Consider the following 14,694-nt stretch of genomic DNA (forward strand, 5'->3'; position numbering starts at 1 on the left):
CTACGGTGTGTCCCACAGCGCCGACGTCGACCCGGGGAGACCCTATGGAACCGATGGATCCCGTCTACGGAGCGGGCACTCTCCTGACCATCGCGGCGGTCGCCGTGGCGGTCCTGCTCTTCCTCATCATCAAGCTGCGCATGCACGCCTTCGTGGCGCTCATCTCGGTGAGCTTCCTCACCGGGCTCGCGGCCGGCATACCCTTCGGCGAGCTCGCCGGCGTGGCCACCGGCTTCTTCGGCACCACCCTCGGCTCGGTCGCGCTGCTCGTCGGCCTCGGCGCCATGATCGGGCGCATCCTGGAGGTCACCGGCGGTGCCCAGGTGCTCGCCGACACCATGATCAACCGCTTCGGCGAGCAACGGGCCCCGCTCGCGCTCGGCGTGGCCGCGCTGTTCTTCGGCATCCCGATCTTCTTCGACGCCGGCCTGGTCGTCTTTCTGCCCATCATCTTCTCCGTCGCCCGACGCTTCGGCGGGTCGGTGCTGCTGTATGCCCTCCCCGCCGCCGGCGCCTTCGCCGCGATGCACGCCATCGTGCCCCCGCACCCCGGCCCGGTGACCGCGGCGACCGAGCTCGGCGGGTCCATCGGGCTCAGCCTGCTCATCGGCCTCCCCGTCGCCTTCGTCGCGTGGTACGTCGGCGTCTACCTCGTCACCACCGCCTACGCCGGCAAGATCATGGTGCCGATCAACGACAGCATGCTGCGCGGCACGGTGTCCGGCGAGCCGGGCGACCTGGACGACGGCGACGACGACGCCCGCGCCGAGCGGATCGCGAGCGGCGAGGAGGAGGTCGCTCCGCCGTCCTTCGGGATGGTCCTGGGGCTGCTGCTGCTGCCCTTCGTCCTCATCGCGCTCAACACCGGGATCGGCACGCTGCGCTCGGCCGAGGTGCTCGGCGACAACGTGGTCCTGGACGCCCTCGTCTTCATCGGCCAGACCCCGGTCGCGCTGCTCATCACCCTGCTCGTCACCACCTACGTGCTCGGCACCAAGGGCAGGTCGCTGGCCACCGTCGAGAGCCTGCTCAACGACGCGCTCGGGCCGATCTGCGCGATCATCCTCATCACCGGCGCGGGTGGCATGTTCGGCGGCGTCCTGCGCTACTCCGGCATCGGCTCGGCGCTCTCGGACAGCCTGTCCGACCTCGGCCTGCCGCTCATCGTGTCCGCCTTCCTCATCGCCACCCTGCTCCGGGTGGCCCAGGGCTCGGCGACGGTGGCGCTGACCACCACCGCGGGCCTCATCTCGGCCGCCGTGGCGGCGGACGGCCTGTCCGACCTCAAGATCGCCTGCCTCGTGCTCGCGATCGCCGCCGGGGCCACGGTCCTCTCCCACGTCAACGACTCGGGCTTCTGGCTGGTCAGCCGCTTCTTCGGGATGGACGTCAAGACCACGCTGCGGACCTGGACGGTCATGGAGACGACCCTGGGCCTGACGATCTTCGTCCTGGCCCTCGGCCTCTGGGTCGTGGTGCCGTGACGCCGCTGCCCGACCCGGTCGCGGAGCCGATCCACCTCGTGGTCATGGGGGTGTCCGGCACCGGCAAGTCGACGATCGCGCAGGCGCTGCACAGCCGGCTCGGCTGGGACTTCGCCGAAGGGGACGACTTCCACCCGGAGGCCAACGTCGCCAAGATGGCCAGCGGTCGCCCGCTCGTCGACGAGGACCGGTGGCCCTGGCTGGAGGCCCTGGCCGGCTGGACCCGCGAGCGGGACGCGCGCGCGGAGCCGACGATCCTCACCTGCTCCGCGCTGCGCCACGTCTACCGCGACATCCTGCGGCGCGGGGGCGAGGGCACGTGGTTCGTCCACCTCGTCGGCGACAAGGGCCTGCTGCTGGACCGGATGAGCACGCGCGACCACTTCATGCCGCCCTCGCTCCTGGAGTCCCAGCTCGACACCCTCGAGCCGCTGGGGGCCGAGGAGCGCGGCGCGACCTACGACGTCGCGAACCCGCCGGAGCGGATCGCGCGCATGGTGCTCGCGCAGCTGGACCGCTGAGCGGCGCATACAGTCGCGGTATGCCCGCGCCCCTCGACGCCCCGCTGCCCCGCGACTGGTGGAGCTCCGCCGTCGTCTACCAGATCTACCCGCGCAGCTTCGCCGACGGCGACGGGGACGGCATCGGGGACCTGCGCGGCGTGCTGGACCACCTCGACCACCTGGAGCACCTCGGGGTGGACGTGGTCTGGCTCAGCCCGGTCTACCGGAGCCCGCAGGACGACAACGGCTACGACATCAGCGACTACCAGGACATCGACCCGGTCTTCGGCTCGCTGGAGGTGATGGACGAGCTGATCGCCGCCCTGCACGGGCGGGGGATCCGCCTGGTCATGGACCTCGTGGTCAACCACACCAGCGACGAGCACCCCTGGTTCGAGGACAGCCGCTCCTCCCCGGTGTCGGACCGGCGCGACTGGTACTGGTGGCGCCCGCCGCGGGAGGGGCATACCGGAGGGGAGCCGGGCGCCGAGCCGACCGACTGGCGCTCCTTCTTCTCCGGGCCGGCGTGGGAGTTCGACGAGGCGACGGGGGAGTACTACCTGCACCTGTTCAGCCGCAAGCAGCCCGACCTGAACTGGGAGAACCCGCAGGTCAGGGAGTCGGTCTACGCGATGATGCGGTGGTGGCTGGACCGGGGCGTCGACGGTTTCCGGATGGACGTCATCAACCTCGTCTCCAAGCCCGGGACCCTCACCGACGGCGACTGCTTCCACTCCGTGGTCGACGGTCCGCGGATGCACGAGTTCCTCGCCGAGATGCGCCGCGAGGTCTTCGCCGACCACCCTCGCGCCTTCCTCACGGTGGGCGAGACGCCCGGCGTCGACGTCGACACCGCCCGCCGCTACACCGACCCGGAGCGCGGGGAGGTGGACATGGTCTTCCAGTTCGAGCACGTCGACCTCGGCATCGGGGCGGGCGGGAAGTTCGACCGGGTGCCGGTCACCATGCCCGAGCTGCGCGAGAGCCTCATGCGCTGGCAGACCGGCCTCGCCGACCGGGGGTGGAACAGCCTCTACTGGGACAACCACGACCAGCCGCGGGCGGTGTCCCGGTTCGGCGACGACGACCCGGCGTGGCGCGAGCGCTCGGCCAAGACCCTGGCGAGCGTGCTGCACACCCTGCGCGGGACGCCGTACGTCTACCAGGGCGAGGAGCTGGGGATGACGAACCTCCCCTTCGCGACGCTCGCCGACCTGCGCGACATCGAGTCGCTCAACCACGTCGCCGAGCAGGAGGTCGCCGGCGTCGGCTTCGAGGAGCTGCTCGCGGGCCTGCGCGAGGTGAGCCGCGACAACGCCCGGACCCCGGTGCAGTGGAGCGCCGCACCGGGGGCAGGGTTCACCGACGGCGAGCCGTGGATCGGCGTCAACCCCAACCACCGGGAGATCAACGCCGAGGCGCAGGTGGGCGTCGCCGGCTCCGTCCTCGAGCACTACCGCGCGCTCGTCGCGCTCCGGCACGAGCACGAGGTGGTGGCCCGCGGCGGCATCACCCCGCTGGCGATGGATCACCCCGACCTGTGGGCCTTCGGGCGTGAGCTCGACGGCGTCGAGCTGCTGACCCTGGCCTCCTTCACCCGCGAGCCGCTCACCCTGCCCGAGGGTCTGCTCGACGGCTGGCGGGACGCCGCCGTGGCGGTGTCGACCTCGACCGAGGCCGCCGCCGGGGTGCAGGAGGGCGGCGTGCTGCTGGGCTGGGAGTCGGTGGTCCTGCTCAGAGGAGCCTGAGCGCGTCCGCGACCACGCGCCCGCGGTGCAGGACGGTCCGGTCACCGGGCCGGTCCATGACCGCCGACGTCGGGGTCTCGCCGGCGACGAGGAGCAGGTCGGCCCGGTCACCGACCGCGAGGCCCGGCCGGTCCTCGACGCCGGTGAGCCGCGGCATACCCGGGTCCATGATGCTGGCGCCGCCGCGGGTGGCGACGGCGAGCGCGTGCTCGACGAGGGCGTCGGCCCGGAACCCGTGGGTGAAGGCCAGCTGCCAGGTGCGGTCGAGCATGTCGCCGTTGCCGTAGGGCGACCAGTAGTCGCGCTGGCCGTCCTCGCCGAGCCCCACGCGCACCCCGGCCTCGGCGAGCTGCGCGAGCGGCAGGGTCTGCCGGCCGCCGGGGGCGACGGTCGCCGTGGCGACGTCGAGCTCGGCGAGGCGCTCCACGAGGGCCGCGGTCTGCGGCTCGGTGCCGTCCCAGAGGCCGTAGCCGTGCGAGATGAGCACCTGGCCCTGCATCCCGAGCGCCTCGGTGCGCTCGCAGATGAGGTCGGCGGAGAAGCGTCCGAGCTCGCCCGGCTCGTGCAGGTGGATGTCGACGGGCACGGTATGCCGTTGCGCGAGCTCGAAGACGAGGTCCAGGTGACGCGCCGGGTCGCGGTCCAGCGAGCAGGGGTCGATGCCGCCCACCACGTCCGCCCCGGCCCGCAGCGCCTCCTCGAGCACCTCGACCGAGCCCTGCTCGCGCAGCAGCCCCGCCTGCGGGAAGGCGATGACCTGGACCTCGGCCCGCTCGCTGTGGGTCTCGCGGGCGGCGAGCACCGCCTCGAGCCGCTCCAGGCCGCAGTCGACGTCGACCTGCGCGAAGGAGCGCACCCGGGTGGTGCCCCGGGCGATCATGAGCTCCAGCGTGTGGTCGACCCGTTCGACGAGACCGACCTCCGCGTCCCGCCAGTGCTCCCGGTCGTTGAGCATCATCGTCCACACGCCGGGGCCGCCGGTGTGCGGGCGGAAGGGCAGCCCCAGCCGGGTGGAGTCGAGGTGCACGTGGACGTCGGCGAAGGCGGGCAGGAGCAGCCGGCCCCGTCCCTCCAGGACGACCTCGCCGGTGGTCGAGGGCCTGTCCGGGGAGGGGGCGGTGACCTGCGTGATGTGCTCGCCCTCGACCCGGACGTCGCAGGGAGGGCCGCCCCAGGAGCGGACGTCGGTGATCCACATGCCGGTCAGCCTACGGAGGGCGGCCTGCACGCAGGACGGGGCGCGACCTGTCGGTCGCGCCCCGTCCCGTCCCGCTGCTCAGCGTCGAGCGGTCAGCTCTGCTCGTCCCGTCGCCACGGCTGGCCCTCGCCCTCAGGCCGTTCCCACGGCTCAGCCTCCGGGTCCGCCTGCGCCTGCGCGTCGGCGTCGCCCTGCTCCTGCGCCTGGCCGGCCTGCTGGCCGAGGTCGGGCGCGACCTGCTCGGGCTGGGAGAGCTCGCCGAGCTCGCCCTGCTGGCCCTCGTCGGCCTGGCCGGTGGCCGCACGCTTGGCCTTCTCCGCGGCCTCGGCGATCGCCTGGTCGGCCTCCTTGCGGGACCGGCTGGTGGTCGTCGTCTCGGCGTCGCGGGTGGCGCCCTGCGCCTCCTCGCGGGCCCGGCGCAGCGCCTCGCGCGGGTCCTCCAGGGTGGGGGTGTCCATGTCGTCCAGGCCCATGTCGCCGGCGTCGGAGCTGATGCCCTGCGAGGGGGCGTCGAGCGCCGCGGTGTCGCCGGGGCGGGCACCGCCGAGCGCGTTGCCGATGCCCGACAGCGCGGCCGTGAGCTCGGTCGGCACGACCCACATCTGGTTGGAGTCGCCCTTGGCGATCTCGGGCAGCATCTGGAGGTACTGGTAGGCCAGCAGCTTGCTGTCCGGGTTGCCCTTGTGGATGGCGTCGAAGACCTGCAGGATCGCGCGGGCCTCACCCTGCGACTCCAGGATCGCCGACTGCGCGGTGCCCTCGGCCTTGAGGATCTGGGCCTGCTTCTCACCCTCGGCGGTGAGGATCTGGCTCTGCTTGACACCCTCGGCGTTGAGGATCGCGGCGCGCCGGTCGCGCTCGGCGCGCATTTGCTTCTCCATCGAGTCCTGCACGCTGGCGGGCGGGTCGATCGCCTTGAGCTCGACCCGGTTGACCCGGATGCCCCAGCGGCCGGTCGCCTCGTCCAGCACCCCGCGCAGCTGGCCGTTGATCATGTCGCGGCTGGTCAGCGTCTGCTCCAGGTCGAGGGAGCCGATGACGTTGCGCAGCGTGGTGACGGTGAGCTGCTCGATGCCCTGGATGTAGTTGGCGATCTCGTAGGTCGCCGCCTTGGGGTCCGTGGGCTGGAAGTAGATGACGGTGTCGATCGAGACCACCAGGTTGTCGCTGGTGATCACCGGCTGCGGCGGGAAGCTCACGACCTGCTCGCGCAGGTCGACCACCGAGCGCGGCCGGTCGATGAAGGGCACGAGGAAGTGCAGCCCGGCGTCCAGCGTGCGGTCGTACTTACCGAGCCGCTCGACGATGACGCTCGTCGCCTGCGGCACGATCCGGATCGCCCGGGCGATCGCCACGACGACGAAGAGCGCCAGCAGCAGCACGACGACCCAGACGATGAGGTTGATGGGATCCATGTGGATTCTCCTTGGTCGGTTCCAGCGAAGGTATGCGGGAGCGCCGGCCGGTCAGGCGGGCGGCGGTTCCAGGTCGAAGGGCTTGTCCTCGGGCGTGGAGGCGGCGACCACCGCCGTCGCCCCGTCGATGCGGACCACGGTGACCAGGTCACCGGTGGCGAAGGTCTGACCCTCCAGCTCGGCCCGCGCGGTCCAGTCCTCACCGCGCAGCTTGACCAGCCCGTCGCGGTCGGAGACCGGCTCCAGCACCGTCGCGGTCTGGCCCACGTGGCCCGCGACGCCCATGGGGCCGCCGCGTCCCTCCAGGCGGAGGTACTTCAGCGCGACCGGGCGCAGGGCGAAGACGAACAGGCCCGAGGCGACCGCGAAGAGCAGCACCTGCCAGATGATGCCGATCCCGGCGCCGGCGACCACCGCGGTCACCAGCGCGCCCAGCGCGAGCATGAGGAACAACAGGTCCAGGGTCGTCATCTCGACGATCCCGAACGTCAGGGCCGCACCGATCCACCACAGCCATTGTGGCGAGTCTCGTAGCCATTCAGGCATCGCAGGCTCCTTTCCCCTGTGACGGTCCAGCCTAGGGGGTTGACGTGCGCGGGGCGCGGCGGGTTCCCTCCGAGGGCCGCGCCCGGCGTGCAGACTGTGACCTGTGAGACGCACTGCCGCCGCCGTCGCGCTGTCCCTGCCCCTGCTCGCGGGCTGCACCACCACGGGCACGCCGGAGGCCACGGAGACCGCGGACCAGGCCGCGGTGGCCTCGGCCGCTCCGACGTCGGGCGTCCCGACGTCGGCGACGGCCGCCCCGACGTCGCCGACCCCGGAGCCCGCGCCCATGCCCGACCCCGGCCCCGAGGCGGCGGCGCTCGCACTGGCGCCGGCGGACGCGGCATACCTCACCGTCACGGACTGGGCGGCGATCAAGGAGCGGCTCGGCGCCGCCGACCTCACGAGCGAGAGCATCCAGACCGACACGATCGAGTTCTGGCGGTCCGTGGGCACGAGCACGGTGCTGCTCACCGACGGGGTGCTGCGGGAGGAGAACAGCCGGCTGCGGCTGCGGTATGCCGTGACCCAGGACGACGCGCTCTGGGAGGTGCGCTGGGCCGACGACGAGGTCGATGACGAGCGGACGGCCGGGCTCGCGCTGCGCCTGCGGGACGACCTCGACCTCGACGGGCTGGAGCGCGCGGTGCAGGACGAGGTGCCCGGCGTCGAGGGCGCGAGCGTGCTGCGTGACGGGCACCTGCTGCTGCGGGGAGAGGCCACCGGGGACGTGCTGGCGGACCGCGACGAGGTCGCGGCGCTGCTGGAGGACGAGGGCGAGAGCCGCCTGGCGGTCCCGGGGTGCCTGTCCTGGCCGACCGCGCTGGGCGTCGACGCCACCGTGGAGGAGCAGGACAACGTCGTCGGCGCGGCGCCGGTCGAGGACCTGCGCTCGCCGCGGGCGTGGGGGATGTCCTTCACCGGTCGGGAGGCGACCCTCACCCTGGTGCACGAGGAGGGCGTGACCGGCGAGGAGGCGCGGGCCGACGCCGCCGCCCGGGTCGCGCTCGCCCAGTCCTGGCCCACGACCGAGAGCGTCGGGTGGGGAGACGCGCTGGGGCTGCCGCCGGGGCTCGAGGGCGACCCGTATGCCGTGGAGGAGGACGGCCGGGTGGTCACCTCGATCGACTACCGGGTGGTCAACACCACGGCGGCCGCGACGGTCGCCCTCTCCGGGCTGGTCCCCGGGGCCGTGTGCGCCGAGGTCGACTGGCTGGCCGAGCCGACCGGGCTGTAGGGCGGCGGCTCAGAGCGAGCCGAGGGCGGTGCCGAGCTGGCCGGCACCGAGCATGAGGAGGAGCAGACCCATGACGAGGTTGTTGTGGCCGACCAGCCAGGTCCGGGCCGCCTGCAGCGGCGCGGTCGCCCGGTCGCCGAGGAGGTAGGCGCTTCCGGTCACCCCGAGCGCCGTCACCGAGCAGAGCGTGCCGAGGACGAGCAGGGTGACCCACCACGCGGCCGCGGACAGCCCGGCCTGCGACATCGTCAGGCCGAGGGCATACCCGCGAAGGAACGGTAGGAGAGGACGAGGAAGAGCACGGCGAAGACCCAGGCGGCCCAGTTGACGCCGTCCTCGCCGCCCGACGACGCGCGTCCGGCGCTGCTCGCCCCGAGGGCTGCGCCGAGCCCGATGCCGAGCAGCGTCGCGGCGAACCACCCGAGCGTCCACAGCGCGGCCGCCCCACGACCCCGGCCGATGAGCAGGAAGAGCAGCCCGACCAGCGGCATCGGCGACACCGCGACCGCGACGACGCTCGGCAGGCTGGCCCCGATGACCTGGAGCACCCGTTTTCCCTCCGGTCGGCCGACGGACTACCGGGGACCAGTCTCCACCAGCCGTGGCCTGGGCGGCTGCACCTCGGCGCGTGCCGGGCTGCCGAGCGCCCGCGCGATGATCCCGAAGACCTGCTCGGTCTCGATGAGGAAGGCGTCGTGCCCGTAGGGGCTGTCGATGACGGCGAGCTCGCGGCACGCCGGCGCCGCGGCGACCCGCTCGCCCTCGGCCGGGGTGAAGAGCCGGTCGCTGCTCACCACCGCGACGGTCAGCTCGGCGGTGATACGGCGCAGCGCCGCCTCGACGCCGCCGCGGCCGCGGCCGATGTCGTGGCTGTTCATCGCCTCGGTGAGGGCAAGGTAGGAGTTGGCGTCGAAGCGGCGGACCAGCTTCTTGCCGTGGTGCTCCAGGTAGGACTGCACGGCATACCGGCCGCCGCGCAGCGGGTCCTCCCCGCTCTGGGCGTCGCCGCCGAAGCGCAGCGCGAGCTCGGCCGCGGAGCGGTAGGTGGCGTGCGCGATCTGGCGGGCGATCTCCAGCCCGGCGCGCGGCCCCGGGCCGGGGTAGTAGTCGCCGCCGTGGAAGGCCGGGTCGAGCCGGATCGCGTGCTGCTGCGGCACCGACCAGGCGATCTGGTCCGCGCTCGCCGCCGCGCTCGCGGCGAGGACCACGCACCGCCGCACCCGTCCGGGCAGGCTCGCTGCCCACTCCAGCGAGCGCATACCCCCGACCGAGCCGCCGACGACCAGGGCGAAGCTGCGGATGCCGAGCCGGTCGGCCAGCAGCGCCTCGGCGCGCACCTGGTCGCGGACGGTGATGCGGGGGAAGGAGCTGCCGTAGGGCCGGCCGTCCGGCGCCGCCGATGACGGGCCGGTCGTGCCGCCGCACCCGCCCAGGACACTGGGCGCGATGACGCACCACTCGTCGGTGTCCAGCGGGGCGCCGGGGCCGATGAGGCCCGGCCACCAGCCGCAGGTCGGCTGACCCGGCCCGCGGTCGCCGACGACGTGGCTGTCGCCGGTGAGCGCGTGCAGGACGAGGACGGCGTTGCTGCGGTCGGCGTTGAGCCTGCCCCAGGCCTGGTAGGTGACGCGCACGTCCTCGAGGACCTCGCCCGACTCCAGGGTGAGGTCGCCGACCGACTGGGTGCGGCGCCGGGCGCGGGGGGCCGGGGGAGGCTCGACCGTCTCGGGTCCGGGCAGGGCCGCCACGTCAGGCCGCCTCGGTCTCGCGGCGGGAGGCCGAGACGGCGGCGAAGCCCCGCTCCAGGTCGGCCAGGATGTCCTCGATCCCCTCGATGCCCACCGACAGGCGCACCAGCCCCGGGGTGACCCCGGCCGCGGCCTGGGCCTGCGGGGTCAGCTGGGAGTGGGTGGTGCTGGCGGGGTGGATGACGAGGGAGCGGACGTCACCGATGTTGGCGACGTGGCTGTGCAGCTCGAGCGCCGAGACGAAGGCGCGCCCCGCCGGCGCCCCGCCCTCGATCTCGAAGGCGAGCACGGCCCCGGCGCCGCCGGGCAGGTATGCCTGGGCCCGGGCGTGCGAGGGGTGGTCGGGCAGCCCGGCGTAGGAGACCGAGAGCACCTGGTCCTGCTCGGTCAGCCACTGGGCCACGCGCCGGGCGTTGTCCACGTGCCGCTCGATCCGCAGCGAGAGCGTCTCCAGGCCCTGGGCGATGAGGAAGGCGTTGAACGGAGAGACCGCCGGGCCGAGGTCGCGCAGCAGCTGCACCCGCGCCTTGATGATGAAGGACACGTTGGCGCCGAGGATGCCACCCTCGCCGAGCGCCTCGGCATACACGAGCCCGTGGTAGCTCTCGTCCGGCTCGGTGAACCCGGGGAAGCGGCCTGGCTCGGCGCCGTAGTCGAAGCGGCCGGCGTCGACGATCACCCCGGCGATCGCCGTGCCGTGGCCGCCGAGGTACTTCGTGGCGGAGTGGACCACGATGTCCGCGCCGTGCTCGATGGGGCGGGCGAGGTAGGGGGTCGCGACCGTGTTGTCGACGACGAGCGGGACGCCCACCTCGTGCGCGACGTCCGCGACGGCGCGGGTGTCGAGGACGTCGCTGCTGGGGTTGGCGATGGTCTCCCCGAAGAAGGCCTTGGTGGTCGGCCGGGCGGCCGCGCGCCACTGCTCGGGGTCGGTCGGGTCCTCGACGAAGGTGACCTCGATGCCGAGCCGGGGCAGGGTGTGCGCGAAGAGGTTCTGCGTGCCGCCGTAGAGGCTGGGGGAGGACACGACGTGGTCGCCCGCCCCGGCGAGATTGAGGATCGCCAGGGTCACCGCCGAGGAGCCGGAGGCGACCAGCAGCGCGCCGACGCCGCCCTCGAGGTCGGCGATGCGGTTCTCCACCGTCTCCTGGGTCGGGTTGGTGATCCGGGTGTAGATCGGGCCCAGCTCGGCCAAGGCGAAGCGGTCCGCAGCCTGGTCGGCGTCCTCGAAGACGTAGGAGGTGGTCTGGTAGATCGGCAGCGCGCGGGCGCCGGTCTGGGAGTCGGGGGTCTGGCCGGCGTGGATCTGCCGGGTGGTGAAGTCGGTGTAGGTGGCCATCGCGTCTCGTTTCGCTGGAGGGGGTGCAGGGTGGTCGATCACTCTGCTGAGCCCGCCTCGGCAGCGGGAGGGGATGGCGTCGGACGCTGGTCCGCGGTGCGCATCGGCTGCGAGGGGAGGGCTCAGCAGCGGCGCATTCGGCGGGAACGGGTCGTCATGGGGACCAGTAGAGCAGGGCCGGAGAAGCGAAGTCAATGCGACTTTCGGGCTAGGAGATCGGGTGGTTCCGCACGATCTGCGGCACGGTCACCGCCACTTCAGAATGCTTCGGTATGCCGGGTCTAAGCCAGCAGGTGCGCCCGTCACCGCGGGCCCCGGTGAAACCGATGCTGGTTCGAAAACGGTGTGTCACATCCGTTGCTCCGACGACGGATGTGACACACCGTTCCTGCACCACCGTCACCGCGGGGCGGACTCCAGGACCCGTACGTCCGGCATGGGCGAGGCCGGCCCGAGGGCGACCACCTCGTCCACCCGGGCGAGGAAGCGCCGTGGTCGCGCGTGCAACGTCCAGGGTGAGACACCGATCACCCGCGCGCCGACGCCCACGAGCAGGGCGTCCTTCTCGACGGTGTCCGCCCACCGGTCACCGCCCTGGTCGTCCACGCCCTGGTGGAACTGGCGGGAGTGCACCTGGATGGCGACGCCCCACGAGGGCAGCCAGCCGTCCGGACAGCCGAGGAACCGGCCCGTGGGGGCATGGACGATCCGGCAGTTGGTCAGCAACGCCGGCAGATCCGGCCGGCTGTCCCAGAGCTGTCGCAGCACCGCCTCGGGTCGAGACCAGGCGCCGCCGACGAAGGCCTGGAGGCCGGCGCGCACCCCCTGCACCGTATCCGTGGGCCGCTGCCACAGCTCGTGGTCGAGCTCCTCGGGGCGACCCAGACCGCGTTGCAGCACGGCGATGGTGAGCGCCTCGAGATCGCGCGGTGACACCTCCTCCAGGCAGGCGGCGTCGACGAGCGCCCTGGCCGCTGGAGCCGTCCGTAGGGTGCCGTCACGACGGGCGACCACGGGTATACGCGTCGTCCGGACCGTGCGCGCGTCACCGTGCCGCCGGGCGCGGGACGTACTCGGCACGAGAAAGGTCGCGACCCTCGTTGCCGGGACCCGGAGTCCGTGCTGGCTGAGTGCCACCAGCCCGGTCAGCACCGCCCGCTCGCCCGCCCAGAGCCCGATCGCGGTCAGCAGGTCCTCACCCTGCACCGGCCCTCGATGGGGTGACACGACGCTGGGGTAGGGCGTGCGCCATACCGATGACCGTCGGTGGCGGATCTCCGCCTCCGTCCACCCTGCCGCACGCAGCTGGGCGTAGGTCGCGAGCCCGCGCTGACCGGGAATCGCGGGAAAGGCTGGGTGGTCGGACATGGCGACCAGCCTGCCGGGAACGGGCCAGGCGTGCTGGGCACCTGTGGATAACGATGCTGGTGCCGAGAAGGTGTGCGTGCGTCAGAGGTCGACGGTGCCCTGCTCCTCCAGCGTGGTGAGGTCGGTGATGTGCAGCGAGCTGTCGCCGAGCACCCAGAGCTGGTCGCCGATGACCAGGGTGCGGCGGGCGTGGTCCCAGCCGGAGGCCGAGCTGCCGCCGAGCTGGAGCCGCGGGCCCTGGCTGAGCGAGGTGCCCTCGACCCGTGCCGAGACGACCCCGGTCCACTCCGAGTCCTCGGTCCAGGCGTTCGCCGGCAGGAAGAGCTGCCCGGTCTGCGGCCAGTAGCGGAACGCCCGGTGGTCGTACTCGACGTCGGAGTAGTGGTCGGCCCAGGTCTCCATGGCCACCTGGGTCGGTGCGGCCGGGTCGGAGATGTCGAAGAGCGAGACCTGCAGCCCCGTGGTCCGCCCCTCGTCGGTGGCGTCCTGCCCGACACCGAGCAGCAGATCCTCACCGACCGGGTGGAGGTATGCCGAGTAGCCGGGGATCTTCAGCTCGCCGGTGACCTCGGGCGCGGTGGGGTCGGAGGTGTCGACGAGGTAGAGCGGGTCGGTCTGACGGAAGGTCACCACGGCCGCGGTGTCGGCGGAGAGGTAGCGGACGGAGTAGATCTGCTCGGTCTCGCCGAGCCCGTCGACGCGACCCTGCTCCACCAGCCGGTCTCCCTCCTCGGCGAGCACGACGAGGGAGCTGCTGGAGGGGGTGCTGCCCTGGCGGTCCGTGGTGGTGGCGACCCGGATCACCCCGTCCTGCTCGTCCAGGCTGAACTGGTTGAGGAGCCGGCCGTCGACCGAGCCGGACGCGAGGTAGTCGGTGGAGCCTGCCTCGGTGAGGTCGAAGGTGTGCAGGGACGTGCTCTGCGCCCCGCCGCCACGCGGCATGATCGAGGAGTCGGGCCCGTCGGCGGCGGCCCACGCCTCCCAGGCCCCGGTGGCCACGACGAGCCGGTCTGTCGAGGCATACACGGTCGAGCCGGCGGCGACGACGCCGGTCGACGACGTGACGTCGAGCTGGGCGTCGTCGAGGTCGAAGGTCAGCACCGACATGGTGGACAGACCGGAGAACTCCGGCGGCCGGGCGATGTCCTCGCAGGGGACGGCGAGCTCGGTGCCCGCGGAGCGGGTGCCCTGGATGGTCTGCAGGTGCGGGAGCCAGTCGTCCAGGGTGGTGGCGGAGATGATCTCGCGGTTGGCCTGCTCCGCCTCGTCCTCGGCGACCAGGCTGCCGTTGCGGGGCTGGACGAGGGCGAGCCCCGGGGGAGGGGTGACCATGACCATGCGCGCCGTGCCGTCGTGCATCCGCGTGGAGCGGTAGTCGCCCTCCAGCCGCAGCGTGCCGCCGGCCCGCGGGGCGCTCGGGTCGGAGATGTCGACGAGGGTCACGACGGTCCGGACCGTCTCGAAGGCGGGAAAGGTCGAGAGCCCGTCCGTCGAGGGGAGCGGGGAGACGCCACCGGTCCACTCGCGGGTGAGCACCAGGACGCGGTCGTTGTCCCGGTCGAGCAGCAGCTCGGGCTCCGAGCCGGCGTCACGCCCGGGCAGCCGCAGGCTCCCGACCGTCGCCCTGCTCGCCACGTCGACCACCACCAGCTCCCCGTTGCGCGAGGTGACGACGATCTCCCCGTCGGTCTGGATGATGTCCGGCTCCTCGACCCCCTCCTCCTGGTTGTTGGTGCCGGAGAAGTCGGTGCCCTCCTGGGGCGACCCGGGGGAGGCGGCGCTCTCCGCCGAGCCGGCTGCCGAGTCCGACGCGGCCATGTCGGCGGAGTCCTCGGTCGCGAGCCAGCCCCGTGCGCCACCGAGGCCCCAGGGACCGACCTGCTCCAGCGCGTGGTCCTGGAAGTACCCGAGCAGCTCCTCGCAGGACCCGAAGTCGGTGAGCTCGGCCGCGCCGGCGGCGGGCGGGGAGACGATGTCGGCCGGGCTGCACGCCGCCAGGGCGAGCGGCACGGCGAGGAGCGGGGCGAGAAGGGTGGTGCGGCGGCCGGACGACGGTGTCATGGCGGGCTCCTGGCGGTGGAGATGCTTCGGTCAGGCCTCTGACGCCACGT

Annotated in this window: 13 protein-coding genes; 4 read left to right on the forward strand and 9 right to left on the reverse strand. The window is 72.9% G+C overall.

Features of this window, described 5'->3' with window-relative positions; all coding sequences use genetic code 11:
• The first annotated feature begins 44 nt into the window (after positions 1 to 44).
• From SGUI_RS12925 to SGUI_RS12935, 3 genes are read left to right on the forward strand one after another with little or no spacing between them, the layout of a single operon-like run.
• Positions 45 to 1,484, forward strand: a complete 1,440-nt coding sequence (locus tag SGUI_RS12925) for a GntP family permease (RefSeq protein WP_066640961.1) — start codon at positions 45 to 47, stop codon at positions 1,482 to 1,484.
• Complete coding sequence (locus SGUI_RS12930) at positions 1,481 to 2,005, forward strand: gluconokinase (protein ID WP_237141356.1); 525 nt, start codon at positions 1,481 to 1,483, stop codon at positions 2,003 to 2,005. Before SGUI_RS12925 ends, SGUI_RS12930 begins: the two co-directional genes overlap by 4 nt.
• A 20-nt stretch (positions 2,006 to 2,025) precedes the next feature.
• Entirely contained in the window at positions 2,026 to 3,735 is a 1,710-nt protein-coding gene (locus SGUI_RS12935; protein WP_066640963.1) for an alpha-glucosidase, read from the forward strand.
• Here the strand turns inward: SGUI_RS12935 and SGUI_RS12940 are convergent.
• The 3 genes from SGUI_RS12940 to SGUI_RS12950 form a co-directional block, all read right to left on the reverse strand.
• Positions 3,722 to 4,933: an amidohydrolase family protein gene (locus SGUI_RS12940; protein ID WP_066640965.1), complete on the reverse strand. Its 1,212-nt coding sequence runs from the start codon at positions 4,931 to 4,933 to the stop codon at positions 3,722 to 3,724. The two genes, SGUI_RS12935 and SGUI_RS12940, sit on opposite strands and share 14 nt — an antisense overlap.
• Positions 4,934 to 5,025: 92 nt before the next feature.
• On the reverse strand, positions 5,026 to 6,348 hold the full coding sequence (locus SGUI_RS12945; protein WP_066640967.1) for an SPFH domain-containing protein: 1,323 nt from the start codon (positions 6,346 to 6,348) through the stop codon (positions 5,026 to 5,028).
• A 51-nt stretch (positions 6,349 to 6,399) separates the two neighbouring features.
• Positions 6,400 to 6,819, reverse strand: a complete 420-nt coding sequence (locus SGUI_RS12950; protein WP_202816580.1) for an NfeD family protein — start codon at positions 6,817 to 6,819, stop codon at positions 6,400 to 6,402.
• A gap of 178 nt (positions 6,820 to 6,997) precedes the next feature.
• On the opposite strand from SGUI_RS12950, the gene SGUI_RS12955 reads away from it, so the two are divergent.
• Complete coding sequence (locus SGUI_RS12955) at positions 6,998 to 8,128, forward strand: hypothetical protein (RefSeq protein WP_066640972.1); 1,131 nt, start codon at positions 6,998 to 7,000, stop codon at positions 8,126 to 8,128.
• 9 nt (positions 8,129 to 8,137) lie between these two features.
• On the opposite strand, the gene SGUI_RS12960 is transcribed toward SGUI_RS12955, so the two are convergent.
• The 6 genes from SGUI_RS12960 to SGUI_RS12985 all read right to left on the reverse strand — a co-directional run bounded on the left by SGUI_RS12960 (position 8,138) and on the right by SGUI_RS12985 (position 14,644).
• The gene (locus tag SGUI_RS12960) at positions 8,138 to 8,374 is read right to left on the reverse strand and encodes a hypothetical protein (RefSeq protein ID WP_066640976.1); all 237 of its coding nucleotides are present in this window, start codon (positions 8,372 to 8,374) and stop codon (positions 8,138 to 8,140) included.
• 2 nt (positions 8,375 to 8,376) lie between these two features.
• Positions 8,377 to 8,676, reverse strand: coding sequence for a hypothetical protein (locus SGUI_RS12965; RefSeq protein ID WP_066640977.1), 300 nt, complete (start codon positions 8,674 to 8,676; stop codon positions 8,377 to 8,379).
• A 27-nt stretch (positions 8,677 to 8,703) separates the two neighbouring features.
• Entirely contained in the window at positions 8,704 to 9,876 is a 1,173-nt protein-coding gene (gene metX, locus SGUI_RS12970) for a homoserine O-acetyltransferase MetX (RefSeq protein ID WP_066640978.1), read from the reverse strand.
• Between the two features lies 1 nt (position 9,877).
• Positions 9,878 to 11,215: a bifunctional o-acetylhomoserine/o-acetylserine sulfhydrylase gene (locus tag SGUI_RS12975; RefSeq protein WP_066640987.1), complete on the reverse strand. Its 1,338-nt coding sequence runs from the start codon at positions 11,213 to 11,215 to the stop codon at positions 9,878 to 9,880.
• A gap of 399 nt (positions 11,216 to 11,614) precedes the next feature.
• On the reverse strand, positions 11,615 to 12,583 hold the full coding sequence (locus SGUI_RS12980) for a hypothetical protein (protein ID WP_157621842.1): 969 nt from the start codon (positions 12,581 to 12,583) through the stop codon (positions 11,615 to 11,617).
• Between the two features lie 81 nt (positions 12,584 to 12,664).
• On the reverse strand, positions 12,665 to 14,644 hold the full coding sequence (locus SGUI_RS12985; RefSeq protein ID WP_066640991.1) for a beta-propeller domain-containing protein: 1,980 nt from the start codon (positions 14,642 to 14,644) through the stop codon (positions 12,665 to 12,667).
• Positions 14,645 to 14,694 lie beyond the last annotated feature (50 nt).

The organism is Serinicoccus hydrothermalis (assembly GCF_001685415.1).
In the GTDB taxonomy this organism is placed as follows: domain Bacteria; phylum Actinomycetota; class Actinomycetes; order Actinomycetales; family Dermatophilaceae; genus Ornithinicoccus; species Ornithinicoccus hydrothermalis.